Raw genomic sequence first — 25,759 nt, 5'->3', positions numbered from 1 at the left:
GGACAGGTGTCCACTATAGCTGGACGAGTGTCCATGAAACCTCACGGTCCGCGGATCCGGGTCGCGCGGCAGCCATCGCCAATTCCCCACCCGCCATGGGAATTTGTCGGCTCGCGGTCCACTGGCGGAGCGTGACGGAATCCTCACTTCCTCTGCCCGCCGAGGTTGATCCTTTCGAGTCGAAACCCGATAAGCTCCGTTCGTCACAGCGAGTTGACGCACTCCGGGCGGGCTCCGTCCCGACGCGCGCCCTCGTGAACGCGGCCGTCGACGCACCGCCCCCCTGTTCGCTGCTGTTCGTTCGTGTTGTCCAGAAGGATGCAGATGGAACTCGCCACTCCGCGGCCGGCGGTACGGGTCCCCGTCGCCTGGTACGGCTGGTGGCTGATGCCGCTCGCTCTGGGCGGAGGGACGGTCGCCGCCACGTACCTGGGTTCCGGACGCGTCACCGCGGCCGTCGCGGGCGCCGCGGCCACCACGGCGAGTTCCGTGTGCGTGGGACTCCTGGTCCGCTCGCAGCGCCGGCTGCGCGGCGCCGAGGTGTCGTACGGCGAGTCGCAGGCCGCCCGGACACAGCAGTGGCAGCACCATGTCGCGGGCCTGGAACGGAAGTTCTCCGCCGAGCGGGCCACCCTGACCGAACAGGCCGCCCACCACGACGCCCGACTCACCGAACAGGCACGGGCGTACGAGGAGCGGCTGGCCGCACAGGCCGGCTCCGCCGAGGCACAGCTCGCCGACCAGGCCGAGGTCTGGCGGGAGCAACTCGCCCACGAGCGGGCCGCGATCGCCCGGCTGGCCGACGAGCAGTTGCCCGAGGCGCTGAAGCGGCTGCGGGACGGCGACGCCGTCGACGACCTGCTGCCGGTGACCGAGCAGTGCGCGAAGGTGGACAAGGAGCTCCAGGCCGGCCTGCGCCGCATCCTGCGCACCTCCCTGATCGCGGTGGAGGACGAGTTCAACCGCTCCACCTCCGCCGAGCAGGCCGTGATCAGTATCGGCAACCGCATCCACGTCCTGACCGGCAAGCTGCGCGGCCGGTTGCACGACATGCAAGGTGAGCACGGCCGGCTGCCCGCCGTGGCCCGCGGCCTCATGGAACTCGACCAGGAGCTCGGGCCCGCCGACTCGCTCGCAGCGAGCATCGGCGTCCTGGGCGGCTCGGACCGGCCGGGCCGCCAGTGGCAGGAGCCCCAGCGGCTGCTCAGCGTGGTGCGCGGCGGCATCGGCCGGATCAAGGACTTCCACCGGGTGGAGGTCCGGCACCTTCCCGAACTCGGCGTGGACGGCGGGCTGGTGGACCACCTCACGCTGATCCTCGCCCACCTCCTGGACAACGCGGCCCGCTACTCGCCGCTCACCGAGCTGGTCGTCGTCTCCGGCAAGGCGGTGACGAACGGTGTCGGCATCGAGATCCAGGACTCCGGCAAGGGCCTGAGCGAGGAGAAGAAGCGGGAGGCCGAGCACGCCCTGGCGGGTACCGAGGCCGGACCCGGCATCGGCGGCCTCTCCGAGGACGCCTCCATCGGCCTGCGGGTCGTCGGCATCCTCGCCCGTCGCTACGGCATCCGGGTCACCTTCGCCGACTCGCCCTGGCTCGGTACCTCGGTGGTCGTCGTGGTTCCGCACAAGTACTTCGGCCCGCCTCCCGCCGTCCAGGCCCCGGCGGCGGCCCCCGGCGCCGAGCCACAGGGACCGGCGCAGGGACCGCCGGACGAACCCGCCGCCGACGGCCGGCCGGAGTCCGGCGAGGAGGTCTCCCGCACCACCCCGGGCGGGCTGCCCCGGCGGCGCCCGCGGCCCCGTCCGGAGGAGGAGCGGTCCGGGGCACGGGCCACCGGCACGGAGGGCATCGCGCTCACCGTGGTCCCGCCGGAGGAGTCCTTCACGGGGCTGGCCGCGTTCGCCGCCGCGAACCGCCCGCCGGCCCCTGCCGGGAAGAGGGACGGCGAGGCCGGGCCGGCCGCGGACCACGACACCGTGGTGGAGTCCGCGACCCCGGCCGGTGCCGACGACACCGGCGGACGCGGGTCCGCCGAGCACCGCACGGAAGAGAGCGACTGGTCCGCATGACGCAACAGGGAACCGACGTGAGCTGGGCGCTCCGCGATCTGGTGGAGAGCATCCCGGAGATCCGCTTCGCCCTCGTGGCCTCCAGCGACGGCAAGGCCATCACCTCCTTCGGCGCCGACGACCCCGACGACGTGGACCGCTTCGCGGCCCTGGTGGCCGGACTGCAGGCGCTGGCCCAGCCGGTGGCCGAGCAGTTCCCGCGGTACGCCGGGGGACTGCGGCTGGCGATGATCGAGGTCGACGGCGGTCATCTCTTCGTCGTACGGGCCGGCGTCGAGACGTATCTCGGGGTCCTCGCCCGCGAAGGCCTCGACCAGGGGCTGCTCGGGCACCAGATGAGGGACGTCTCCCGGCGGATGGGTGAACTGCTCGGCACCTCTCGGCGCCTGGATGAGCACTCTGGATGAGTGTTCCCGGCCGGCCGGCGGATCCTCCGCCGAGCCCTCGGCTCCGCTCCGGCAGGGGGAACCCCGCCGGACTCGAACGCTATTACGTCCTCACGGGCGGACGCAGCGGACCGAGCGGGCCGGCGTCGAGTCTGGACGTGGCGACCCTCGTCGTCTCGCGCACCGCGCCCGCCCCCGGCATGCAGTACGAGCACGAGGAGATACTCCGGCGCTGCCGTCGGCCGCTGTCGGTCGCCGAGCTCGGTGCCCATCTCGGCCTGCCCTTCAACATCGTCGCGGTGTTGCTGTCCGACCTGCTGGAGGCGGACCTGATCGAAGCCCGTGACCCCGTCCCGGCGCACCAGGCCGGACGCGGCCCCGACCTCATGCTCCTCCAGGAGGTACTCAGTGGACTGGAAGGGATTTGAGCGGCCCGGCGGTCCCGGGACCGAGGGGATCCGCTCGGTCAAGGTGATGATCGCCGGCGGGTTCGGCACCGGGAAGACCACCATGGTCGGCTCCGTCAGTGACATCCGGCCGCTCACCACCGAGGAGACCCTCACCCGGGCGAGCGCCGACGTCGACCCCCTGGTCGGCGTCGCGGACAAGGCGGAGACCACCGTCAGCCTCGACTTCGGCAAGATCGGCCTGAGCGAGAGCCTGGTGCTGTACCTGTTCGGCACGCCCGGCCAGGAACGGTTCTGGTTCCTGTGGAACGGCCTGTTCAAGGGCGCGCTCGGCGCGATCGTTCTGGTGGACACGCGCCGGCTGTCCGTGAGCTTCCGGGCGATCGAGGAGATGGAGCGGCGGAACGTGCCCTTCGTCGTCGCACTGAACATGTTCCCGGACGCTGTCGACCACCCCGTCGAGGAGATCCGGGACGCCCTGGACATCGCGTCCGACATCCCGGTCGTGGCCTTCGACGCCCGCGACCGGGCCACCGGCCGTGATGTGCTCGTCGCGCTCGTCGAGTACCTCCGGGACCGGCCGGCCGTCGCCCCGGAGCCCCGATGATCCCGCCGGCCCGCGACCCCGGGGCGACCCGCGGCTGCCCGGTCGGCCACGGCACCGGCGCCGCCGGACTCCACGGACCCGAGGCGGCCGAGGATCCGCACGCCTTCCACGAGCGGCTGCGTGAACGGTACGGCGCAGTCGCCCCGGTCCTGGTGGAGGGCGACGTCCCCGCCTGGCTGGTGCTCGGCTACCGGGAGAACCGGCGGGTCCTGGAGAACCCGCTCCAGTTCGGACGGGACTCCCGCATCTGGCGGGAGTGGCGGGAGGGCAGGGTTCCCGACACCTCCCCACTGATGCAGATGGTGGGCCGCCACCCCGACCGCGTCTCCCAGGACGGGGAAGCGCACCGCAGAGTGCGCGCCGCCGTCACCGACAGCCTGCTGGCGGTGGCCGGGCGGGGGATCCGCCGCCATGTCGCGCACTTCGCCGGCAGGCAGATCGACGCCTTCGCGGACACCGGCCGGGCCGACCTGGTCGCGGACTTCGCCGACCAGCTGCCGATGCTGGTGCTCACCCGGGTCTTCGGACTCGCCGAGTGCGAGGGACGCGCCCTCGCCGAGTCCAGCGCCCGGGTCGTGGGAGGCGGCGCGGACGCCCTCGCCCACAACGAGAGGATCGTGGGCGTCCTCGCCGAACTCGTCGCCCGCAAGCGGGTGGAGCCCGGTGCCGACTTCACCACCGGGCTGATCGCCCACCACGCGCGACTCGAGGAGCAGGAGACCGTCCAGCTTCTGCGGTCGGTCCTGGTCACCGCCCACACCACGACCAGCAACCTGCTGGCCCGGGTGCTGGAGTCGGTCCTCACCGACCCGGATCAGTACTCCGGGCTGGTCGGCGCGGAGCTCGACATCGCCTCGGTGGTGGAAGAGGTCATGTGGAACTCCCCGCCGCTCGCCGTGCTGCCCGGCCGGTTCGCCACCCGCGACCTGGAACTCGGCGAGTGCCTGGTCCGGGAGGGCGACCTGTTGCTGCTCGGCCTCGCGGCCGGCAACCGGGACCCGCTCGTACGGCCGGACACCGGGATCTCCGTGGGCGGCAACCACGCGCATCTGGCGTTCAGCGCCGGACCGCACGAATGCCCGGGACAGAACATCGGCCACGGCATCGTCGAGACGGCCGTGCACGTCCTCCAGCACCGGCTGCCCGGACTGCGCCTGGCCGTCCCGGCCGGGGAACTCACCTCGACGGCCTCCATGTGGGAGTCCCGACTGGACGCCCTGCCGGTCGAGTTCGACGTTCCGGCCGGTGCCGCTCACCCCTCCTGGGACCGGTACACCGGCACACCCCCCACGTAGGTGTGCGTCACGCGCGCCTCCGCGACGGCCGCCGGGTCCCCGGCGAACGGATCGCGGTCCAGGACCACCAGGTCCGCGAGCGCCCCGACGGCCACCCGGCCGGTGTCGTCCAGGTGGTTCACGTATGCCGATCCGGCCGTGTACGCGGTGATCGCGTCCCGCAGCCCGAGCCGCTCGCCGGGCAGGAACACCGGCGCGCCGCCGCCCGGTCCGACCCGGTTCACCGCGACATGGATGCCCTGGACCGGGTCGGGACTGCTCACCGGCCAGTCGCTGCCCGCCGCCAGCCGGGCCCCGGAGCGCAGCAGCGAACCGAACGGGTACTGCCACCCGGACCGTTCCGGGCCCAGGAAGGGGATCGTCAGTTCGTCCATCTGCGGCTCGTGCGCGGCCCACAGCGGCTGGATGTTCGCGGTCGCGCCGAGCCGGGCGAAGCGCGGCACGTCGTCCGGGTGCACGACCTGGAGGTGCGCCAGGTGGGGCCGGGTGTCGCTGGGGCCGTTGGCGGCCCGCGCCGCCGCCACCGCGTCCAGCGCGTCCCGTACGGCCCGGTCGCCCAGCGCGTGGAAGTGGCACTGGAAACCGAGCGCGTCCAGCTCGGTCACGTACCCGGGCAGCCGGTCCGGGTCGATGAAGCTCTTGCCCCGGTTGGCCGTGGCGCAGCCGCACCTGTCCAGGTACGGGTCGAGGAGGGCCGCCGTACCGTTCTCGGCGACCCCGTCCAGCATCAGTTTCACCGTGCCCGCCCGGAACCTGCCGTGACTCAACGCCTCCCGTTTCGCGACGAGTTCAGGTATCTGCTCGGCGCCGCGCTCCCGGTCCCACCACAGCGCGCCCACCACCCGCGCGGTCAGCGATCCGTCCCGGACGGCCGCCAGGTACGCCTGCGCCGGGTCGTCCATGCCGAGGAAGTCCCCGACCAGCGCGTCCTGCCAGGCCGTGATGCCCAGCGCGTGCAGGTGCCGCTGGGCGTGCAGCAGGGCGGCGAGCCGGTCCGCCGCGGTGGCGGGCGGTGCGAGCCGGCCGACCAGTCGCATCGCCCCCTCCTGGAGCGTGCCGCTCGGCACGCCGGACGCGTCCCGTTCGATCCGCCCGTCGGCCGGATCCGGCGTGTCGCGGTCGATCCCGGCCAGCTCCAGGGCCCGGCTGTTGACCCAGGCCCCGTGATGGTCCCGGTTCGGCAGGTACACCGGCCGGTCCGGCACGACGGCGTCCAGCAGTTCCCGGGTCGGCGTACCGCCCTCGAACGCCTCCATGGACCAGCCGCCGCCGAGGATCCACGCCCGCTCCGGGTGCGCCTGGGCATAGGCGCGTACGGCCGCCACCGACTCCGCGGCGGTCCGCGCCCCGGTGAGGTCGCACTGGCTCAGCTCGAGTCCGGCGGGCACCGGATGGACGTGCGCGTCCTGGAAACCCGGCAGCAGCAGCCGTCCGGCGAGATCGACCACCTCGGTGCGCGGGCCGGCCAGCTCCCGCAGCTTCCCGGCGGGGCCGACGGCGGTGACGTGCTCACCGGTGACGGCGACGGCGGAGTCCGCCGGGCCCTCGGGGGTGAGGACGGAACCGCCGGTGAAGAGCAGATCTGCGTACATCGTTCCTGTTCCTTAACGAGGGGTCGTGAGCAGTCGGGGTGCGTCGGCGTCCGTGCCGTCGCCGGTGCGGAAGTAGGCCGAGCGGCGTACGTACTTCGCCCATCCGGCCGCCACGAATCCGGACGCGATCATCACCAGCGGGGTGGCCAGCAGGAACCAGCCGTTGTCCGCGCTCACCTCGAAGTGGTCGGCCGAGGTGTAGAAGGACCAGCCGAGGTATCCACCGAGGCCGAGGAGCGCGCAGGCGCTCAGCGCCGGGAGCACCACGGCCCGGACACCCTGCCAGGGGTCGCGGCGCAGCAGCCCCCGGAAGCGCACGGCCGCGGCCAGCGCGGTGAGCGCGTACGACAGCGCGACGACGATGCCGACCGCGTTCACCGTCGCCATGATCATGTCGGCCAGTCTCGGGATCACCAGGGCGAGCCCGGCGACCGCCGTGGCCAGCGCCCCGATCAGGAGTGTCCCGGCCGCCGGCGTGCCGAACCGGGGGCTGACCCTGGCCCACACCGGCCCGAGGGTGCGGTCCCGGCTCATCGCGAACATGCCCCGCGCCGTCGGGATCACCCCGGCCTGCAGTGAGGCCATGGCCGAGAACATCAACGCCACCAGCGGCAGCGCCGCCCACGGCTGGTCGGCGAGCCGGTCCCCGAAGAACGCCAGTCCCTCGGCGCCGTGTCCCGCCAACTCGCCTTCTGAGAGCACGCGTTGGAACGCCACCGAGCCCAGCAGGAACAGCCCGAGCATGGTCACCAGGGTGATCAGTCCGGCCCGCGAGGCATCCCGTGGTTCGCGGACCTCCTCGTTGACGCTGAACGCGGCCTCGAAACCCCAGTAGCAGAACACCGAAAGGAGCAGGCCCTGGGCGAGAGCGGTGGCGGAGGGGATCGCGAACGGGTCGAACCAGCTCAGGCTGAAGGGGTGCGGGCCGGTGACGATGCCGTAGCCGCAGAACCCGAGCAGCACCACGTACTCGAAGACCAGCAGTCCGCTCTGCAGCCGGGCGGCGGTGCGGATACCGGTCACCGCGGTGAGGGTGACCGCCACCAGGACGACGATGCCGACGGCCGTGGTCTGCGCGGTCGAACCCGGATCCAGGACGAGCCCGCCGACGCGGTGCAGCCCGGCCTCGCCCGCCAGTTGCAGCATCGCCGACCCGGTGACCGCCGTGGTGTACGCGAGGAACGCCACCGTCGCCACGATGTTCACCCACCCGACCATGAAGCCGAGCCACGGATTGAGCGAACGGCCCACCCACACGTAGCCGTTGCCCGCGTTGGGCTCCACGCGGTTCAGCCGCGAGTAGGCGCCCGCGATGCCGAGCACCGGCAGGAACGCCAGCAGCATGATGGCCGGCAGATGCAGCCCCACCACCCCGGCCGTCACGCCCAGGCCGATGCCGATGCTGGTGGTGGCGGCCGTGCTGGACGCGGCCACCGCGACGCCGTCCAGCACGGAGAGGGATCTGCGCAACTCCGGGGGGTCCGCTGTGTAGGGCTGGTCGGTCATGGCCGGCACACTCCGCTCGCACCTGGGGGCCGGCCCGACCGGCCCCGGTGACCGGTCATGAAACTGCCGGTGCGCTTCACAGGTCAACGGTGTTGTCGTAAGGTCGCCCGGCAGGAAGGGAGACCCTCATGAGTGAACGCGTCGTCCCGGCCGCCGACCGGCGGCGCAGGCGCCCCACCAAGCAGGGCGTGGTCCTCTCCGAGGAGCTGATCGTCGAGACCGCGCTGCGGCTGATCGAGGAGCACGGCGCCGAGGCCCTGTCGGTGCGCCGCCTCGGCCGGGCCCTGGGTGCCGACCCCAGCTCCCTCTACCGCTACTTCCGGCACACCGACGACCTGCTGCTCGCGGTCGCCGACGAGCTGATCGGCCGTACCCTGCGGGACTGGCGGCCCACCGGCGACTGGCGCTCGGATCTGCGCGACCTGGGGCTGCGGATGCACGCCGGCGCCCTCGCGCACCCCCGGGCCGCGGTGCTCAGCGCCCACCGGGTGACCGGGCGGACGTACGAGATCCAGGCCGTGGAGACCATCCTCGGGGTGCTGCGCGGTGCCGGTTTCCCGGACGCGGAGGCGGTCCGCGTCTATCACGCCTTCGTCGACCAGGCCCTCGCCCACAGCGCCCTCGACTCCGCCAACACCGCTCTGCCGAAGGCCTCCCGGGAGGCCGAGGCGGACGTGTGGCGGGCGACCTACGCGCGGCTGCCCGCCGCCACCCATCCGCACATCGCGGCCACCGCCCGCCATCTGGTGGCCTCGATGCGGGGCAGCTCCTACCCGGCCGCCCTGGACCTGCTGTTGACCGCGGCCGGGGACCTGCTCGCCCGGACGCGTGACGAGGACTGAATCCGGCGGCCCGGGACATCCGCACACCAAGGACCTGTCCAGGGAGGAAGCATGGCACTGGTGAACGCGGCCGTCGTGGTGCTCGACTGCGCCGAACCCGAGAAACTCGCGATGTTCTACCGGGAGTTGCTGGACGCCGAGGACGGAGAGGCATCGGCCAACCTGGTCGGCATCCAGACCCCCGACGGCTTTCGGATCGCCTTCCGGCGCGACGTCAACGCGACCCCGCCGAGCTGGCCGCGGCCCGAGAACTCGCTCCAGGCCCATCTCGACTTCCTCGTCGAGGACCTCGACGAGGCCGAGCTGCGGGTGGTCGGCCTCGGCGGACGGCCGATCGAGACGAAGGACGCGGCCGGGCCGTACGAGGAGCGGGGGTACGCCGACCCGGCCGGACACTCCTTCACCCTGCGGCTGGTACCGCCCAGGGCACCCAAGCAGGGCTGACCGCGCTCAGTCCCGGCCGCCCTTGCGGGTCACCGGCCAGGCCCCGGTGGAGCGTTCGATGGCGGTGGCGCCGGTGCGGTCCACGGCGCTGCGCACCACCGCGAAGACGGCGCCCTGGAGGGCCGCGGCCAGCAGGACCTCGCCCCAGCCGCGGTCCCGGTCCAGGGCGTCGGGCGCGTCCTCCTCGCCGCGCAGGGCCATCCAGGCCCGGCGGAAGACCAGCGCGCCCAGCGCCCCGCCCGCCCAGCTCATGACGAAGCCGACCGGCGCGTAGACCAGGGGGAGCTTCTGTTTCTTCCTGCGCTTGGCCATGCCTGCCTCCGCGTTGTCAGGGCCGTCCCGGGTCCGGGACCTCCTCGGCCGCCGGCACCGGTCCCGGCGGTGTCCCGTCCCCGAAGGGGCGGCCGCCCAGCTGCTCCCGGTGATGGGGCGTCAGCCACCCGGAGAGATCCGGGCCGAGGGGAACGATACGGGTGGGGTTGATGCCGGTGTGCACCTGGTAGTAGTGCCGCTTGATGTGGTCGAAGTCGACGGTGTCACCGAAGCCCGGCGTCTGGTAGAGGTCCCTCGCGTACGCCCACAGCACCGGGTTCTCCATCACCTTCCAGCGGTTGCACTTGAAGTGGCCGTGGTAGACCGCGTCGAACCGCACCAGTGTGGTGAACAGCCGGATGTCGGCCTCCGTGATCGTGTCGCCGACCAGGTAGCGCTGCCCGGCCAGCCGCTCGGCGAGCAGGCCGAGCCGTCGGAACACGGCCTCGCACGCCTCCTCGTACGCCCGCTGCTCGTGCGCGAACCCGGCCCGGTAGACCCCGTTGTTGACGTCCGCGTACACCTCGGCCATCACCGTGTCGATCTCGTCCCGGCGACCGGCCGGGTACAGGTCGGGCGCGCCGTCCCGGTGCAGCGCCGTCCACTCGGTGGCCAGGTCCAGGGTCAGCCGCTGGTAGTCGTTGGTGACCAGCCGTCCGCTCGGCACGTCCACGAGCGCCGGCACGCTCACCCCGCCCGGGTACCCGGTCTCCCGCCGGTCGTAGGCCTCGCTGAGGTACCGGATGCCGAGCACCGGGTCACGGCCGTCCGGGTCGAGGGTGAAGCGCCAGCTGCGGTCGTCCTGGATCGGATCGGTGACGGCCAGGGACAGGGCGTCCTCCAGGCCGAGCAGCCGTCGGGACACCAGCGCCCTGCTCGCCCACGGACAGGCACGGCTGACCACCAGCCGGTAACGCCCGGGTGTCACCGGCCAGCCGTCCCGGCCGTCCGCCGTGATCCGGTCCGCGAAATGACTGGGGGACCGTGAGAACGCCTTGTGCCCGAGCGAGGTGTTGCCGCCCGCACCGCTCATGGAGCCTCCTTCGCGCGTCTGATGGGCTGTGCCTCCCGATGTTGCCCGATTCGCGGCTCCCGTACGGTGTGATCGGGCCGGGCCGGGGCAGTCGGCCGTGGTGAGTGGGACATCTTCGCGGAACCAGTCGCCCGGACGGCCGGCCGAACGACCGGCGCGACAGCAGCCGGGCAAGCGGCCCGAACAGCAGGCAGGACCGCCCGGGACGCCTTCGGAGCGGTCGAGCGCCGACCGCCGGACCCGGCTGACCGTGTTCGTGGCGCTCGCCGCCAATCTGGTGATCGCCGCGGCCAAGGCCGTCGGCGGGATCCTCGCCGGGTCGCCGGCACTGCTCTCCGAGGCCGCGCACTCCGTCGCCGACAGCCTCAACGAGGTGTTCCTGCTGGCCGCCCTGCGCCGCAGCCGCCGTCCGCCCGACGAACGGCACCCCTTCGGCTACGGCAAGGAGCGCTTCTTCTGGTCGCTGCTCGCGGCCGTGGGGATCTTCGTCATGGGCGGCTGCTTCTCCGTCTTCCAGGGCGTGGAGGCGCTGCGCAACGGCGCGGAGGAGAAGCTCAGCGGCTATGTGGCGGGCCTGATCGTGCTGGGCGTGGCCCTGCTCGCCGAGAGCGCCTCACTGGTCCGGGCGCTGCACCAGGCCCGGGGCGAGGACCGGGGACTGAAGGATCCGGCGCTGCGCACGGTGGTCGCCGAGGACGGCACCGCGGTGCTCGGGGTGCTGCTCGCGATGGCCGGCATGGCGCTGCACATGGTCACCGGACAGGTGGCGTGGGAGGCCTCCGCCTCCCTGGCGATCGGTGTCCTGCTGGTGTTCGTGGCCTACCGGCTGGGCGCCGACGCGCGGGCCCAGCTGATCGGGGAGGCCGCGGACCCGGAGCTGAGCGGCAGGATCCGCGAGCGGCTGGCCGAGGAGCCCGAGATCGACAGCGTGGAGGCGCTGTTCACGATGAAGGTGGGCCTCGACGCGACCCTGGTGGCGGCCCGCGTCGACCTGGTGCCCGGTCTGGACAGCGAGGAGGTCGAGGAGGTCCTGGTGCGGATCAAGCGCTCCCTGGACCGGGAGTTCGGCGAGACGGACCAGATCTTCCTGGACGTGACCGACCGCTCGGCGGAGGAGGCACGGGAAAGCCCCGCCGCGACGGGGGAACGCGGCGGGGCCTGACTTCCGGCTGCCCGGCCGGATGCCGGATCATGCCCCCGGGAAACAGATTTTTCTAAATTCCGACGTTCCCCGGCCGGAAAGGATTCCCGGAACCGTCAGTTCCCCTGGTTCGGCTCCAGCACGAAGACCGGGATCTCGCGGTCGGTCTTCTTCTGGTACTCGGCGTACGGCGGGAACGCGGCGACCGCCCGGTCCCACCACGCGGCCTTCTCCGCTCCGGTGATCTCACGGGCGGTCATGTCCTGCTTGACCGTCCCGTCCTGGAGTTCGACCAGCGGCTGCGACTTCACGTTGTAGTACCAGACCGGGTTCTTCGGCGCGCCGCCCTGCGAGGCGACCACCAGGTACTTCCCGTCGTGCTCCACCCGCATCAGCGGCGTCTTGCGGATCTTGCCGCTCTTCGCCCCCAGGGTGGTCAGCAGGATGACCGGCAGACCGGTGTCCAGCAGGGTCGTGCCCTTCGTCCCGCCCGAGCTCTCGTACAGCTCGACCTGGTCACGCACCCAGGCTTCCGGGCTGGGCTCGTACTCGCCCTCAAGAGGCATGAGGTCCGTCCCCTCGTCGCTTCCGTTCCATGACTGACGCCATGATTCAACACCGGGAGTGCCCCGGATCATCCGTACGACACCGGACCCTCGTCACCTCCCGTGTCCTCGCACCCACCGCACGACGCGGGGCACGGTCGCGGCCCCCCGTCCCACCTGGCAGGCCGCGCGCCGGGCGGGATCCGGCGGACCGCGCGGCCCACGGGCCGCACGAATCACGCCAGGTCCGTCCCGCACCTCGCCGTCCCCTCAGGCCCGGGCCGCAGGGCACCGCGTCCACGGGGACGGCCGGCCCGGCGCCCGCGCCCGCGTGCCCCGGCGGGGCCGGGGGCCTCAGCCGGGCGACAGCATCATCCGGGCCGCCAGCCCGAGCATCACGCAGCTCGACAGCAGTGCCGTGACCAGGCGTCCCCGGTGCCCGGTGAGGCCACGGCCGAGCAGCGCGCCGCCGCCCGCCAGCAACAGCTGCCAGCTCGCGGAGGCGGCGAAGGCCGCGAGGACGAAGACGCCCTGCTCCAGTGGCCGTACCGGATCGGAGGAACGGGAACCGACCACCAGCGCCGCGAAGTAGATCACCGTGGTGGGATTGAGCATGGTGATGCCGAGCAGTCCGAGATACGCCCGTCCGGGACCGGGTACCGGCCGCTCCGCCCGGACCGACAGCCGCCGCTCCCGGTACTGGCGCAGCGCCACCGCCGCACCGCGCACCGCGAGCCCGACCAGGACCAGGGCCGAGACCAGCCGCAGCGGCCCGAGCACCGGCAGCAGCGCGGCCGCCAGCGCGGCACCGCCGACCGCGGCGAGCAGGGCGTAGAGGCCGTCGGCGCTCGCGACGCCGAGCGCGGCGCAGGCGCCGGTCCGCAGCGAAGTGCGGGCCGTGAGGGACACTAGATAGGTGCCGACCGCACCGACCGGGACGGCGATCCCGTACCCGGCGAGCAGGCCGGCGACGAGCGCGGCCGTCACGGGCGTGCGGGCTCGGGCCTCCGGGGACGCCCCGGCTGCTGCTGGACCCGCCGCCGACCGGCGGTCGTGAGGGTCAGCGGCATCATGGCGTCAGGAGTCTTCATGAGCAGATCCTGTGGGCCGCCTCGTCCTGCCGGCAAGCGATTTTCGGCGCGGAATCGTCCCCCGACCAGGTGCGGTTCGGCCAGATCACCCGATTCACCGATCTGGCCGAACTTGCGGTCGCCCCATAGATGCCCCGGGCATCTAATGAAGATCGGCACGACGTACGACATTCGTCTGCGAGGTCTTCCATGAACGAACTGACGGACCTGACGGAACCCACCCCCGACGCCCACCCGGCCGACCCTGTGGCCTGGCCGCAGGACCGCACGTGCCCCTACCACCCGCCCACCGGCTACGACCCGCTGCGGGACGGGACCCCGCTGTCCCGGGTCACCCTCTACGACGGGCGCACCGCGTGGGCGGTCACCGGACACGGCACGGCCCGTTCGCTGCTGTCCGACCCACGGCTCTCCAGCGACCGCCGCCGGGACGACTTCCCGATGCCGAACGCCCGGTTCGCGGCGGCCCGGGACCGCCGCAAGATCGCCCTGCTCGGCCTGGACGACCCCGAGCACCAGACCCAGCGCAGGATGCTGATCCGGGACTTCACCCTCAAACGGGCGACCGGGATGCGGCCCGCCATCCAGCGGATCGTGGACGAACTGCTCGACCGGATGATCGCCCAGGGGCCGCCGGCCGACCTGGTGAGCGCCTTCGCCCTGCCCGTGCCGTCCATGGTCATCTGCGACCTGCTCGGTGTGCCGTACGCCGACCACGAGTTCTTCGAGGCGCAGTCCCGGCGGCTGCTGCGCGGCCCGGCGGCCGCGGACTCGCTGGACGCGCGTGACCGGCTCGAGGCCTATCTGGGTGACCTGGCCGACCGCAAGGGCCGGGACGGGGAGCCCGGTGACGGAGTCCTCGACGACCTCGTGCACGAGCGGCTGCGCGAAGGGGACCTGAGCCGCGACGAGGTCGTGTCACTGGCCCTCATCCTGCTGGTCGCCGGGCACGAGACCACGGCCAACATGATCTCGCTCGGCACCTTCACCCTGCTCCAGCAGCCCGAGCGGCTCGCCGAGCTGCGGGCCGACCCGGCGCTGGTGCCCGCCGCCGTCGAGGAACTGATGCGGATGCTGTCCATCGCCGACGGGCTGCTGCGTGTCGCGCGGGAGGACATCGAGGTGGCCGGCACCACCATCCGCAAGGGCGACGGCGTGCTCTTCGCGACCTCCGTCATCAACCGTGACGGGTCCGTGTACGACGAGCCGGACACCATCGACTGGCACCGTCCGGCCCGCCACCACGTGGCCTTCGGCTTCGGCATCCACCAGTGTCTGGGCCAGAACCTGGCGCGCACCGAGCTGGAGATCGCCCTCGGCACCCTGTGGAAGCGTCTGCCGGACCTGCGCCTCGCCGCGCCGGCCGAGGAGATTCCGTTCAAACCCGGCGACACGATCCAGGGGATGCTGGAACTCCCCGTGACCTGGTAAGAGGCTCCTGCCATGCACATCGACATCGACACGGACGTCTGTATCGGGGCCGGCCAGTGCGCCCTGACGGCGCCGGGCGTCTTCACCCAGGACGACGACGGCTTCAGCACCCTGCTCCCCGGGAAGGAGGACGGCGGCGGCGACCCACTGGTCAAGGAGGCGGCCCGGGCGTGCCCGGTGCACGCCATCACCGTGAAGGAACCGACCGGCTAGCCGGGAGGCGGTTGCGCGGTTGCGGTCGCCCCGCCCACCAGGGCCCGCGACCGCGCTCCCGGAACCGCCGGCCGGTCTCACCGGTCGCGCAGCAGCTCCCGGGCCGCCTCGCGTGCCTCGGCCGCGGGCTCCGCGCTCCCGGTGATGCCGGCGGTCACCATCGCCCCCTCGGCCAGCAGGAACAGCGGCCCGGTGAGCGCGGTGTCCAGCCCGGCGCCCGCCACCAGGCCCGCCAGGTAGTCGCGGAAGGCCTGCTTGTGGCTCCGCACCTGGGCCGCGACCCGCTCGGACACCGCCCCGAGTTCGCCGTAGGCGTTGATCCACGCGCACCCCCGGAAGTCCGCCTCACCGAACCACCCCGCCAGCCAGTCGAAGACGGCGAGCGGCCGCTGCCGGGGGTCCGCCTGCCGCTCGACCTGCGCGGCGAGCCGCTGCCGCCAGCGCACGTCCCGGCGCTCCAGGTAGGCCACCACGAGCTCCTCCTTGGCCGGAAAGAGCTGGTAGAGCCGTTTGAGGGAGACGCCGGAGGCGCCGCGTATGTCGTCCATGCCGACGGACTGCACCCCGCGCCCGTAGAACAGCCGCTCGGCGGCGTCCAGGGCCTGCTCCCGCGCGACCCCGCTGTCCATGACCACTCCCGATGGCTCCTTGACCTGAGAACGTGCGTTCTCCTACGTTAGCAGCTACCCGGAGAACGCACGTTCTCCGCCTGAGGAGGAGAGCCATGACCGATCGTCCGCCCCTGCCGCCGTTCACCCGGGAGACCGCTCTGCAGAAGGTCCAGGCCGCCGAGGACGCCTGGAACACCCGCGACCCCGAGCGGGTGGCGCTCGCGTACTCCGAGGACTCGGTCTGGCGCAACCGGGACACCTTCGTCACCGGCCGCGCCGAGATCGTCGGATTCCTCACCGGCAAGTGGGAACGGGAGCTCGACTACGCCCTCCGCAAGGACCTGTGGGCCTTCGACGGCGACCGCATCGCCGTCCGCTTCCAGTACGAGTGCCACGACGCGGCCGGCCAGTGGTGGCGGAGCTACGGCAACGAGCTCTGGGAGTTCGACGGGCACGGGCTCATGACCCGGCGCGAGGCCAGCATCAACGACGTACGGATCGAGGAGCGCGAACGCCGGATCCACGGCCCGCGCCCGGAGTCCGAGCGGGGCCGGTCGTTCCCGCTGCGCTGACGCCCGCATAGGGTTTCCGGATGACCGACGCGCCCTCGAAGCCCTTCCTGTATCTCGTCGTCTGCGGGGCCGGCATCGCCGCGGGCGTCGGCACGCTGATCACCGCGGCCCGGGAACGCGGCTGGGAGGTCGGCGTCATCGCCACCCCGGTCGCGATGAACGGCTTCTTCGACACCGCCGAGGCCGAGGCACGCACCGGACGCCCCGTCCGGTCGGCGTGGCGCCGGCCCTCCGACCCGCGGCCCTTTCCGGCGCCGGACGCGGTGGCCGTCGCCCCGGCCACCTTCAACACCGTCAACAAGTGGGCGGCCGGGCTCGCCGACACCCTCGCCGTCGGCACCCTGTGCGAGGCCCTGGGTCTCGGCGTCCCGATAGCCGTCCTGCCGTGTGTCGCCGACGCGCTGGCCGCCCACCCCGCCTACCGGGAGAGCGTGACCCGGCTGCGCGGGCTGGGCGTCCGCTTCGCCGACCCGCACACCGGCGGGGCCGAACCCGACGGCCGGCGCCCCGAGTTCGCCTGGGAACGGGCGCTGGACCTGCTGGAGCGGGACTGACGCGTCCGATTACCGCCGCCGTCGCCCCGGACCGGCCGGCCGGCCGACGTACGCTCGGCTCCGTACGACGTGATCTCGACGGTGGGAGACAACGATGGAGTACGTGAAGCTCGGCCGGACCGGTCTGGACGTGTCCCGGATCTGCCTCGGCTGCATGACCTACGGCCTGCCCGACCGCGGTACCCACGAGTGGACCCTCGACGAGGAGGCGTCCCGCCCGCTGATCCGGCAGGCGCTGGAGGCGGGCATCAACTTCTTCGACACCGCCAACGTCTACTCGGACGGCACCAGCGAGGAGATCGTCGGCAAGGCGCTGCGCGACTTCGCCCGGCGCGACGAGATCGTCCTCGCCACCAAGGTGCACGGCCGGATGCGTCCCGGCCCCAACGGCGGAGGCCTGTCCCGCAAGGCGATCCTCGCGGAGATCGACCACAGCCTCGGCCGCCTGGGCACCGACTACGTCGACCTCTACCAGATCCACCGCTTCGACCACGAAACGCCCGTCGAGGAGACGATGGAGGCGCTGCACGACGTCGTCAAGGCGGGCAAGGCCCGCTACATCGGGGCGAGTTCGATGTACGCCTGGGAGTTCTCCAAGGCCCAGTACACGGCGGAGCGGGGCGGCTGGACCAAGTTCGTCTCCATGCAGAACCACTACAACCTCCTCTACCGCGAGGAGGAGCGCGAGATGCTGCCGCTCTGCGCCGACCAGGGTGTGGGCGTACTGCCGTGGAGCCCGCTGGCCCGCGGCCGCCTCACCCGCGACTGGGGCACGGTCACCGAGCGCAGCGCCACCGACAACTTCGGCAACCGCCTGTACCAGGAGGGCGACCGCGCGATCGTCGAGGCGGTCACCCGGATCGCCGGCGACCGGGACGTCCCCCGCGCCCAGGTGGCCCTGTCCTGGCTGCTCCACCAGAGCACGGTGACGGCCCCCATCATCGGCGCGTCGAAGCCGAACCACATCGACGACGCGGTGGCGGCGGTCGGACTCGGCCTGAGCGAGAAGGAGTTGGACGAGCTGGCGGGGCCCTACGGCCCCCACCCGATCTCCGGTCACTGAGGCGCGCCCCTCGGGCCACCCGCCCTGCCGGCCGGCACCGCCGCGGTCCCCGCGGCGGTGCCGCGTGCTCCCGGGCCGTGCGGTAAAGGCGCGGGCCCCGTGTGGCGCCGGCGTTCCGGTGAACGCCCCCAATACCCTCTGCCATTGGTTTCCGGGCGCCGGCGGCCGGGCGGCTCGCGCAGGTCGGGCCGTGGTTCAATGGTTGGTGAGGATTCCGCGGCTGCCGAGCCCGAATCCGTGAGCCAATTGCGATGTCGATACGACGACAAAGCGCGAACCCGCTCATTGACCGTACGTCAATTCAATGCGGCCCGCAGGCAATGCGCAAAAACCCGGGGTCCCTTGTTCTGTCCTGCTGGCCTGTGCAAAAGTGTGCCGTGTCGGCGTGCGGGCATTTGAATTCCCGCATGCGCGAGGCCGCTTCCGTACGCCCCCCACGCTTCAAAAGAGCCGCCGACGGCGGACGTACGAGCGCCGAACCCCCAACAGCCCATCCGGCCACGGTGTCGGCCGGGTCGCATATCGGTCACATACCAATTGGTATGTACCGCATCGCTGGTGCGTCTGGAAGGAATGCCGCCGTGAATGACGCAGGCCTGGGGAATTCCCCTGCCCCCGCCCGGCCGTTCGACGTCACCGACGAGCAGCTCAGCGCCGAGCTCAAACAGTGGACGGGCGCGACACCCGCCCTGCACCCCGTCGGTGAACTCCTCGACCGGCACTGGGAAGCGGCCTTCGCCTACGCCCGGCTGTGCACCGACGGGACCCGGGGTGCGGGAATGCTCACCACCGCCGCATTCACCCGGCTGTTCGGTGAATCCCTGCGCCAGACCGGCCCCTCAGCCGCCTGGCGACCCCAACTCCTCGTCACCGTCCGCCGAATCGCGGCCGAATGGGACAACGACGGCCGGGGCGAACTCCTGCACCCCGAACTGCGTGCGCGCGGGGGGGAGCGGGCCGCTTCCCGGCTGCTCCCGCCCGCCGACCGCCGGCTGCTCTCCCGCGCCTTCCAGCGCCTGACCCAGTCCTCGCGCGCCGTGCTGTGGCACACCGAGGTCGAGTCGGAGCCGCCGGCGACCCCCGGCGCCCTGCTGGGCCTCGACGAGCAGGACACCCAGGTCGAACTGCGCCGGGCCCGCGAGCGGCTGCGCGAGGAGTGCCTCCAGGCACACCGCGAACTCGCCCACGAGGACGAGTGCCAGCGGTACGTCCGGATGATCGACGTGACCTTCCGGCGCGGCGGTGTCGAGATCGACCCGGACCTCCAGCAGCACCTCGCCCGCTGCACCCACTGCCGGAACACCGCCGACCAGCTCCACCAGTTCAACGGCGGCCGCGGTCTCGGCCTCGCCCTGGCCGAGGCCGTGCTGGGCTGGGGCGCCGCCGAGTACCTGCAGTCGCGGGCCGGTCTCGCCGAGCGGTCCGCGCAGGAGACGGCCGTGGGCGAGACCGCCGCCGGCCGGCCGGCGGGCGGCGAGTCCTTCGGGCCGGTGGCCGCCGCCCGGGGCAAGGACGTGGTGGTGCACCCCGCCCTGTCCCGCCGCGCCAAGCAGCGGGCCGCCCGCAGGCTGCGCCGCCGCAACCTCGCCGTGGCCGTGAGCACGGTCAGCGGGCTGGTCGTGCTGCCACTGGTGCTGTGGTCGGTGCTCGGCTCCGGCGGCGGCTCCGGAGCGGCCGCCGGCAAGCCCTCCGCCACGCCCGGCGCGGGCACCGCCGGCTCGGGCCCGTCCTGGGTCGGCACCAGCAAGACCAGCCAGGGCACCCTGCGCGGACGCCTGCACAACATGGCCTCCGGCCTGTGCATCGGCGTGGCCGGCGAGAAGCCCGCGAAGGGCGCGGAGACCGAACTCGCCGAGTGCTCCACGGCGGCCGGCCAGCAGTGGACCTACGAGAACGACGGGCTGCTGCGCAACGGTGCCGACCCCGGCCTGTGCCTCGACTCGCACCTCGGCTACTCCGTCCGCCTCGCTCCCTGCTCGGCCGCCCCGGGAACCGGCGGCCGCAGCATCCGCTACGACTTCACCCTCCAGGGCGCCCTGGTGCCCCGCTGGGACCAGGACCTGGCACTCGCCCCGGCGGCCACCGACGGCGGCGGCGCCCTGGTGCTCAAGACCCGGGCCAACGTCGCCGCCCAGCGCTGGGTGATGGACACCTCGCAGCCCGACCTGCAGATGCAGGTCGTCAACTGGGACGCCGAGGCCACCACGACACCGGCACCTGCCCCCTCCGCACCGGCCACCGCCACGGCCGGGTCGGCGCCGCGCGTCACGCCGACACCCACTCCGACGGCACCGAGGACGACCCCGCTGCCCACACCGTCGAGCAGCCCCTCCGGCTACGACCCGTGCGAGGAGTACCCGGGCTACTGCTACGGAGACGGCCGGTACGGCGGCGGCCGGGGCTATGGCGACGGCTACGGCGACGGTGGCGGCTACGGCGGCGGCGGTCACCACCACCGCTGAGCCGGTCCGCGCTCAGTCGGGCCGGTGCGGGGGCGGCGGCATCGTCGTCAGGTCCGGCGCCCCCTCCGGCCAGACCAGCAGCACCGGGCAGGGCGCGTGGTCGACGGCGAACCGCACCGCCTTGCCCAGGCTGTGCGGCCCCAGCCGGGACCGGTCCCCGTCCCGGGCCGCGATCAGCAGGTCGGCCCCCTCGGCGGCGGCCACCACCTCCCGCTCGACGCGCCCGGTCCGCTCCACCCGGAGGCAGGGCCGCCCCAGGCGTGCCTCGGCCGCGTCCAGCAGTTCCGCCGCCGACGTGTCGCCGAACTCCACCAGCCGCGTTTCCGGGTCCGGTTCCGAACCCGCCCGCCCCAGCAGGCCCGCGAACGCACCGTGCGCCAGCCCGGCCACCCCGGGTTCGGTCACGTGCAGCAGCACCACCTCGGACGCTTCCCGCGCACAGCCGCGCGCCGCGTCCACACAGGCCGGCCAGGTCCCCTCGACCAGCCAGACGATCACCCGCATGTCCAAGGCCTCCCGTCTAGACACCGACCACCTGGAGCGCCCCCCACAGTGCCACCACCGCACCGGCCAGCGCGGTCGGCACGGCGAGCAGCCCCAGCCGGGTGAACTCCCCGAGGTCCACCCCGTGATCGTGCTGGTGCACGATCCTGCGCCACAAGAGGGTCGCCAGGGAACCGGCGTAGGTGAGGTTCGGGCCGATGTTCACCCCGAGCAGCACCGCCAGCACCGCGCCCGGCCCGGTCTGCGCGGCCAGCGGCAGCAGCACCAGTACGGCGGGCAGGTTGTTGACGACGTTCGCCAGCACGGCGGCCAGCGCGGCGACGCCGAGCAGCGCGGGCAGCCCCGTGCCGCCCGGCAGCACCCGTCCGAGCGCGCCGGACAGCCCGTTGTCGACGACCGCGCGCACCACGATCCCGAGAGCGAGCACGAACGCCAGGAAGGCCGGGGCCGCCGCCTTCACCACGGACACCGCGGTCGCCTGCCGCCGGACCAGCGCCCGCCCGGCGAGCACCAGCGCGCCGGCGAACGCGGCCCACGCCGGGTCGACGCCGAACGCGGAGGTGACCACGAAACCGGCGAGGGTGCAGGCCACCGTCACCACCGCGAACAGCGGCAGCCGGGGCGGCTCTCCGGTGTCCCGCGCACCCGGGGCCGCCGAGGACAGGTCCCGGGCGAAGAACCGCCGGAACACCAGGTACTCGGCGCCGATCGCCACCAGCCAGGGCAGCACCATCAGCGCGGCGAACCGGGTGAAGCTCAGCCCGCTCGCCGCGAACGCCAGCAGGTTCGTCAGATTCGACACCGGCAGCAGCAGCGAGGCGGTGTTCGACAGGTGCGTGCACGCGTAGACGTGCGGCTTGGCCCGCACCCCGGACCGCGCCGCGGTCGCGAACACCACGGGCGTCAGCAGCACCACCGTCGCGTCCAGGCTCAGCACGGCGGTGATCACCGAGGCCAGCGCGAACACCGCGGTCAGCAGCCGCACCGGGCGGCCGCCCGACCAGCGGGCCATCCACGCCCCGCAGGCCTGGAACAGCCCCTCCACGTCGCAGAAGTGCGCGAGCACGAGGACGGCGGCCAGGAAGCCGACGACCGGCCCCAGCCGCTCGGCCTCCTCCCGCGCGTGGTCCAGCGAGATCGCCCCGGTGGCGATCACCACCCCCGCCGCGGGCACGGCGAGCACCGCCTCGGGCAGCCCGCGGGGCCGGATCACGGCCCAGGCCAGGACGGCGGCGAGCAGCAGGACGGACAGGGTCTCGGCGAACGGGGTGTTCAGGGCGGGTCCTCGGGGCGTGTGATCAGGTCCGGCCCGCCCATGAAAGCAGACGGACCCGACTACGCGGACGGAGTACCCGCCGGACCGAGGAACTCCGCCCATCCGCCGGTCGGCTCCTGCCCGGGGTTCAGCGTCCGCAGGGTGCGCAGCACCGCCGGGTCCTGCGCCTCCAGCCAGGCCACCAGCTGCTTGAAGGAGACGAAGCGCACGTCGTCGTACTCGGCCATCTTCCCGATCGCCTCCTCGACGGCGTCCATGTAGATGCCGCCGTTCCAGCGCTCGAAGTGGTTGCCGATGAAGAACGGCGCCCGGTTGGTGGAGTACGCCCGCTGGAAGCCCGCCAGGTAGGTGTCGCGGGCCTGGGTGCGCCAGGCGTCGTACTGGGACTTGTCGCCCAGCGGGTTGCCGGCCGACTGGTTGAACATCATGTTGTAGTCCATCGACAGGACCTGGAAGGAGTGCCCGGAGAAGGGTATGGACTGCAGCGGGAAGTCCCAGATGCGGTCGCCCTGCACCTTGCCGGGCCAGATCTGCAGGCCGCCGGGCGAACTGGCGTCGTACTTCCAGCCCAGCGCCGCCGCGGTGGGCAGCAGGTTGGTCTGGCCCTCCAGGCACGGGGTGCGGCCGCCGATCAGCTCCTTGCGGTAGTCGAAGGGCAGCGGCTCCAGGTCGGTGAAGCAGGTGTTCGTCTTCCACCTGGTGACGAAGCCGATCGCCTGGTCGATCTCGCTGCGCCACTCGGCGGGGGACCAGTTGCGCACCCCGTCGCTGCCGCAGAAGTGCCCGTTGAAGTGGGTGCCGATCTCGTGGCCCTCCAGCCAGGCGGCACGCACCTGCTGGAGCGTGTTGTGGATGTGCCGGTCGGAGAGGTAGCCGATGGCGGAGGCGCCCACCTCGTGCTGCGGCGGCCGGTAGAGGTCCTTCTTGGCCTCGGGCAGGGTGTAGATGCCGGACAGGAAGAAGGTCATCTTCGCGCCGTGGTCGGCGGCCACCTTGCGGAACCGGGAGAACAGCTTGTTGCTGAGCTCGCCGGCGCCGTCCCAGGAGAACACCACGAACTGCGGCGGCTTGGCGCCGGCGGCCAGCCGCGTCGCCTTCGGCTGGTGCGGCTGGGCGCCGGTGTCGGCGGTGGAACCGTCCCCGATGAGCTTGAGCGGCTTCGCCGGTACGGCGCTGCTCTTGCCGCCGTCCGCGGTGGCACCGCCGGCGCCCACCGACCACTCGCCGTTCGAGCACCCCGACACCGCTCCCAGCGCACCGAGGGCGCCCGCCGTCGCGCCCGCCGTCAGGATCCGCCTGCGGGAGATGCCGCTCATGTCCGTCCCCGATTCCGTCGTCACGGCCCCTTCCGGGGTCCGCCTCCTGTGTGGTCCGACGGGTTCGATGGGCGGTCCGGCGAAAAAGATCGGAGCCGGCTTCGCGTGTTGCACGCCTGTGACAGTCGTGGCCTGCACATGACGAACCCCGCTGCCCGGGGGAGTGGGCAGCGGGGTTCGGGTCCTGGGAGTCAGACCCAGGGCGAGCGGCGTTCCGGCAGGTCAGGCACCGGTCCCGGCGCTGAGCACGGTCAGTCGTACCGAGGAGGAGTTCCCGGACACCGGGACCGTGCCGCCCTTCCAGGTGACCTTCAGCGCGTCACGCTCGTCCGGGGGCGTGACCTTCAGCGCGGCCGGGGTCGCCGTCTTGGCGCCACTGATCTCCGGGTTGGAGAACGTCAGACCCGCCCAGGCGCTCTGGCCGGGCTTGAGGGTGACCGTCGCGGGGCTGCCGCCGGACTCCCGCTGCGGGTCGGGGCCGAGCTGGGTGCCGGCGGCGTCCACGAAGGCGGCGCCCGGGAAACCGCGGACGGTGCAGGTGCGGCCCGACTTGTTGGTGAACACGATCGGGAAGTTCTCCTGACCGGCCCCCGGGTCGTTCCCGCCCACCGAGGCGGCCAGCTCGGAGGTGTGGCACCGGCTGCCGGACGCGGCACTGGCGGTCTTCGTGCCGCCGCCACCGGTCGCCGAGGTGCCGCCCGTCGACGAGCCGCCGCCCTGGGACTCCGACGAGGACGCCGTCCCGGACGGCGCGGAACCGGAGTCCGACGCGCTCGAACCCGCCGAGTCGCCGGTCGCGGGCGCGGCCGTGCCCGACACCGACTCCGGCGAACTGCCGGGGCTCTCGTTGCCGCAGGCGGTCAGGAGGCCCAGGGCGGCGACCGTGCTCGCGAGCAGGGCCGCCCCACCCCGCAAGGACCGGGACGTGTACGCCATGTCTCTCCACACTCCTGGATGTCCGGGACACGCTGTACGGCGTGCCCGAGGCGCTCCGTGCGCCGTCACTCCCATCCGATGCGATGAACGCCGGAAAAGTTCGGGGGCACGCCGTCATTCGTCGGGTCAGGTGACCCGGATCGACCGAAGTATGCCGTCCGTGGCGGAGTCGTCCGCCGCTCCCTTCTGCCGGACCTGCACGTACACCTGTGGCTGCTCGTCCCCGCCGGCCGGGGCCAGAGCCGCCTCCTGGATCGAGCCGCCCGCGCCGGAACAGCCGCTCCAGGTGCGCACCCGCCCCTTCCAGGTGCCGCTCGTGAAGGCGCGGCCGCCGTCGTAGTGGCACTGGGAGTGGGACAGCGCCTTCACCCTGGCCTCCACGTCGCCGTGCTCGCTCACCCCGACGAAGACGCCGTTCACCGCCGTCGACAGGTCCTGCCACGCGGACACGTCGTCGGCCACCTCCAGGCCGGGTTCGTGCCCGGAGGCAAGCCCGAGGGTGTCGGGGTTCCAGCCCGAGTCGCGCAGTTCGCCGGCCCAGCCGGACGGCACCCGCACAGCGACCCGGCCGGTGGAGTCGGCGACCTGTGTCGCGCCGTCCGCCGAGCCGTTCCCGTCGACCAGCGTGACGGCCAGGGCCGTACCCCCGGCCGCGAGGACCGCGGCGACCGTCAGCGTGACGGCGTTGAGCCGTCGGCGGACACCGTCCAGGCGCCGTGGCCGGCGGGCGGCCGCGGCCGCCGCCAGCCGGTCCAGCTCGTCCGCGAAGGCCGTCGCGGACGGCCAGCGCCGCTGCCGGTCCGGCTCCAGGGCCCGCATCAGCGCCCGCTGGACGTCGTCGCCGAGGTCCGGCCGCAGCCGCTCCGGCCGCACCACCTTGCCGGGCGCCCCCGGCACCGTCCCGGTGACCAGCTCGTATCCGACCGCGCCCAGCGCGTACACGTCGGCCCGCGCGTCGATGCCGTCGCCCGGCTCGGCCTGCTCCGGCGGCTGGTATCCCGCGGAACCGGCGGCCAGCGTCAGCCCCGACGCCTGTGCCAGGCTCTTCGCCAGCCCCAGGTCGGCCAGCAGCACCCGCCGGGTGCCGTCCTGCGCCGTGCGCAGCAGCACGTTCGTCGGCTTGATGTCCCGGTGCACGATCCCGGCGCCGTGCAGGTCCGCCGCGCCGCGTGCCGCCAGCGCGGTCAGCAGCAGCGCGTCGGGGACCGGCAGCGGGCCGTCCGCGAGCAGATCGGCGAGGGTGCCGGCGTCGGCGTACTCCATCACGAAGTACGGCCGCCCGTCCGGGAGTTCGCCGATGTCGTAGACCTGCACGACCCGCTTCGAGTCGGCCCGGCGCAGCAGTCGTGCCTCGGACAGGAAGCGGTCGTGGATGTCGAGACGGTGGGACCAGTTGTCGGCGAGCACCTTGACCGCCACCGAGGCGTCCAGCTGATCGTCGTGGGCGAGCCAGACCGTCCCGAAGGCACCGGTGCCCAGGCGCCGTTCGAGGCGATAGCGGCCGATCCGCTCCAGGGGTTGCATACGACTATCATGCCTGGCCTGAG

Annotated in this window: 26 protein-coding genes; 14 read left to right on the top strand and 12 right to left on the bottom strand. The window is 72.9% G+C overall.

The features are described 5' to 3' along the window. The first annotated feature begins 324 nt into the window (after positions 1-324). From ACFY3I_RS08870 to ACFY3I_RS08850, 5 genes are read left to right on the top strand one after another with little or no spacing between them, the layout of a single operon-like run. Entirely contained in the window at positions 325-2,073 is a 1,749-nt protein-coding gene (locus ACFY3I_RS08870; RefSeq protein ID WP_390860000.1) for an ATP-binding protein, read from the top strand. Further along, a complete protein-coding gene (locus tag ACFY3I_RS08865) occupies positions 2,070-2,480 on the top strand; it encodes a roadblock/LC7 domain-containing protein (protein ID WP_365289503.1) in 411 nt (136 codons plus the stop codon). Before ACFY3I_RS08870 ends, ACFY3I_RS08865 begins: the two co-directional genes overlap by 4 nt. Further along, entirely contained in the window at positions 2,477-2,887 is a 411-nt protein-coding gene (locus ACFY3I_RS08860; protein WP_390859999.1) for a DUF742 domain-containing protein, read from the top strand. The genes ACFY3I_RS08865 and ACFY3I_RS08860 overlap by 4 nt, the downstream gene beginning before the upstream one ends. After that, on the top strand, positions 2,868-3,473 hold the full coding sequence (locus tag ACFY3I_RS08855; RefSeq protein ID WP_390859998.1) for an ATP/GTP-binding protein: 606 nt from the start codon (positions 2,868-2,870) through the stop codon (positions 3,471-3,473). The genes ACFY3I_RS08860 and ACFY3I_RS08855 overlap by 20 nt, the downstream gene beginning before the upstream one ends. Further along, positions 3,470-4,768 carry a cytochrome P450 gene (locus ACFY3I_RS08850; RefSeq protein ID WP_390859997.1) on the top strand — a complete coding sequence of 433 codons (1,299 nt, stop codon included), beginning with the start codon at positions 3,470-3,472 and terminating at the stop codon, positions 4,766-4,768. The genes ACFY3I_RS08855 and ACFY3I_RS08850 overlap by 4 nt, the downstream gene beginning before the upstream one ends. On the opposite strand, the gene ACFY3I_RS08845 is transcribed toward ACFY3I_RS08850, so the two are convergent. Both ACFY3I_RS08845 and ACFY3I_RS08840 read right to left on the bottom strand, forming a co-directional pair. Continuing rightward, entirely contained in the window at positions 4,726-6,360 is a 1,635-nt protein-coding gene (locus ACFY3I_RS08845) for an amidohydrolase (protein WP_390859996.1), read from the bottom strand. The two genes, ACFY3I_RS08850 and ACFY3I_RS08845, sit on opposite strands and share 43 nt — an antisense overlap. Positions 6,361-6,372: 12 nt before the next feature. Next, positions 6,373-7,866, bottom strand: coding sequence for an APC family permease (locus ACFY3I_RS08840; RefSeq protein ID WP_390859995.1), 1,494 nt, complete (start codon positions 7,864-7,866; stop codon positions 6,373-6,375). 128 nt (positions 7,867-7,994) lie between these two features. Here ACFY3I_RS08840 and ACFY3I_RS08835 point away from each other — a divergent pair, with 128 nt between their 5' ends. Further along, on the top strand, positions 7,995-8,708 hold the full coding sequence (locus ACFY3I_RS08835; RefSeq protein WP_390859994.1) for a TetR/AcrR family transcriptional regulator: 714 nt from the start codon (positions 7,995-7,997) through the stop codon (positions 8,706-8,708). Positions 8,709-8,759: 51 nt separating this feature from the next. Further along, positions 8,760-9,152, top strand: coding sequence for a VOC family protein (locus tag ACFY3I_RS08830; RefSeq protein WP_365289510.1), 393 nt, complete (start codon positions 8,760-8,762; stop codon positions 9,150-9,152). Between the two features lie 6 nt (positions 9,153-9,158). On the opposite strand, the gene ACFY3I_RS08825 is transcribed toward ACFY3I_RS08830, so the two are convergent. Together ACFY3I_RS08825 and ACFY3I_RS08820 are read right to left on the bottom strand one after the other, a co-directional pair. Then, complete coding sequence (locus ACFY3I_RS08825) at positions 9,159-9,464, bottom strand: DUF4235 domain-containing protein (RefSeq protein WP_365289511.1); 306 nt, start codon at positions 9,462-9,464, stop codon at positions 9,159-9,161. Positions 9,465-9,480: 16 nt separating this feature from the next. After that, positions 9,481-10,497, bottom strand: coding sequence for a glutathione S-transferase family protein (locus tag ACFY3I_RS08820; RefSeq protein WP_390859993.1), 1,017 nt, complete (start codon positions 10,495-10,497; stop codon positions 9,481-9,483). 244 nt (positions 10,498-10,741) lie between these two features. Between ACFY3I_RS08820 and ACFY3I_RS08815 the strand changes: the two genes are divergently transcribed. Next, positions 10,742-11,659, top strand: coding sequence for a cation diffusion facilitator family transporter (locus tag ACFY3I_RS08815; protein WP_390860116.1), 918 nt, complete (start codon positions 10,742-10,744; stop codon positions 11,657-11,659). Between the two features lie 95 nt (positions 11,660-11,754). Here ACFY3I_RS08815 and ACFY3I_RS08810 read toward each other — a convergent pair whose 3' ends face one another. Together ACFY3I_RS08810 and ACFY3I_RS08805 are read right to left on the bottom strand one after the other, a co-directional pair. After that, the gene (locus tag ACFY3I_RS08810) at positions 11,755-12,204 is read right to left on the bottom strand and encodes a nitroreductase family deazaflavin-dependent oxidoreductase (RefSeq protein WP_365289513.1); all 450 of its coding nucleotides are present in this window, start codon (positions 12,202-12,204) and stop codon (positions 11,755-11,757) included. 333 nt (positions 12,205-12,537) lie between these two features. Continuing rightward, entirely contained in the window at positions 12,538-13,170 is a 633-nt protein-coding gene (locus tag ACFY3I_RS08805) for a LysE family transporter (protein ID WP_365289514.1), read from the bottom strand. 293 nt (positions 13,171-13,463) lie between these two features. Between ACFY3I_RS08805 and ACFY3I_RS08800 the strand changes: the two genes are divergently transcribed. Continuing rightward, positions 13,464-14,705 carry a cytochrome P450 gene (locus ACFY3I_RS08800; RefSeq protein ID WP_390859992.1) on the top strand — a complete coding sequence of 414 codons (1,242 nt, stop codon included), beginning with the start codon at positions 13,464-13,466 and terminating at the stop codon, positions 14,703-14,705. Positions 14,706-14,717: 12 nt separating this feature from the next. Next, on the top strand, positions 14,718-14,918 hold the full coding sequence (locus ACFY3I_RS08795) for a ferredoxin (protein ID WP_365289516.1): 201 nt from the start codon (positions 14,718-14,720) through the stop codon (positions 14,916-14,918). Positions 14,919-14,995: 77 nt separating this feature from the next. On the opposite strand, the gene ACFY3I_RS08790 is transcribed toward ACFY3I_RS08795, so the two are convergent. Beyond that, positions 14,996-15,547: a TetR/AcrR family transcriptional regulator gene (locus ACFY3I_RS08790; protein ID WP_390859991.1), complete on the bottom strand. Its 552-nt coding sequence runs from the start codon at positions 15,545-15,547 to the stop codon at positions 14,996-14,998. Positions 15,548-15,642: 95 nt separating this feature from the next. Here ACFY3I_RS08790 and ACFY3I_RS08785 point away from each other — a divergent pair, with 95 nt between their 5' ends. From ACFY3I_RS08785 to ACFY3I_RS08770, 4 genes are all read left to right on the top strand, one after another. Beyond that, a complete protein-coding gene (locus tag ACFY3I_RS08785; RefSeq protein WP_390859990.1) occupies positions 15,643-16,101 on the top strand; it encodes a nuclear transport factor 2 family protein in 459 nt (152 codons plus the stop codon). A 20-nt stretch (positions 16,102-16,121) separates the two neighbouring features. Then, positions 16,122-16,655 (top strand): flavoprotein, encoded by a 534-nt coding sequence (locus ACFY3I_RS08780; protein ID WP_390859989.1) that lies wholly within the window; start codon positions 16,122-16,124, stop codon positions 16,653-16,655. 94 nt (positions 16,656-16,749) lie between these two features. Then, on the top strand, positions 16,750-17,718 hold the full coding sequence (locus ACFY3I_RS08775; protein WP_390859988.1) for an aldo/keto reductase: 969 nt from the start codon (positions 16,750-16,752) through the stop codon (positions 17,716-17,718). Positions 17,719-18,299: 581 nt separating this feature from the next. Continuing rightward, positions 18,300-20,180 carry a ricin-type beta-trefoil lectin domain protein gene (locus tag ACFY3I_RS08770; protein WP_390859987.1) on the top strand — a complete coding sequence of 627 codons (1,881 nt, stop codon included), beginning with the start codon at positions 18,300-18,302 and terminating at the stop codon, positions 20,178-20,180. Positions 20,181-20,192: 12 nt separating this feature from the next. Here the strand turns inward: ACFY3I_RS08770 and ACFY3I_RS08765 are convergent, their stop codons facing one another. The 5 genes from ACFY3I_RS08765 to ACFY3I_RS08745 form a co-directional block, all read right to left on the bottom strand. Beyond that, the gene (locus ACFY3I_RS08765) at positions 20,193-20,684 is read right to left on the bottom strand and encodes a universal stress protein (RefSeq protein ID WP_390859986.1); all 492 of its coding nucleotides are present in this window, start codon (positions 20,682-20,684) and stop codon (positions 20,193-20,195) included. A 16-nt stretch (positions 20,685-20,700) separates the two neighbouring features. After that, a complete protein-coding gene (locus ACFY3I_RS08760; RefSeq protein WP_390860115.1) occupies positions 20,701-21,960 on the bottom strand; it encodes an arsenic transporter in 1,260 nt (419 codons plus the stop codon). Between the two features lie 59 nt (positions 21,961-22,019). Continuing rightward, on the bottom strand, positions 22,020-23,276 hold the full coding sequence (locus ACFY3I_RS08755) for a hypothetical protein (RefSeq protein ID WP_390860114.1): 1,257 nt from the start codon (positions 23,274-23,276) through the stop codon (positions 22,020-22,022). A gap of 222 nt (positions 23,277-23,498) precedes the next feature. Next, positions 23,499-24,212, bottom strand: a complete 714-nt coding sequence (locus ACFY3I_RS08750; protein ID WP_390859985.1) for a DUF4232 domain-containing protein — start codon at positions 24,210-24,212, stop codon at positions 23,499-23,501. Positions 24,213-24,338: 126 nt separating this feature from the next. After that, positions 24,339-25,736 (bottom strand): serine/threonine-protein kinase, encoded by a 1,398-nt coding sequence (locus tag ACFY3I_RS08745; protein WP_390859984.1) that lies wholly within the window; start codon positions 25,734-25,736, stop codon positions 24,339-24,341. Positions 25,737-25,759: the final 23 nt, after the last annotated feature.

The sequence above is a fragment of the Streptomyces sp. NPDC001068 genome (genome assembly GCF_042897315.1).
Taxonomy (GTDB): Bacteria; Actinomycetota; Actinomycetes; order Streptomycetales; family Streptomycetaceae; genus Streptomyces.
This window is presented reverse-complemented; position numbering and strand designations above follow the sequence as displayed.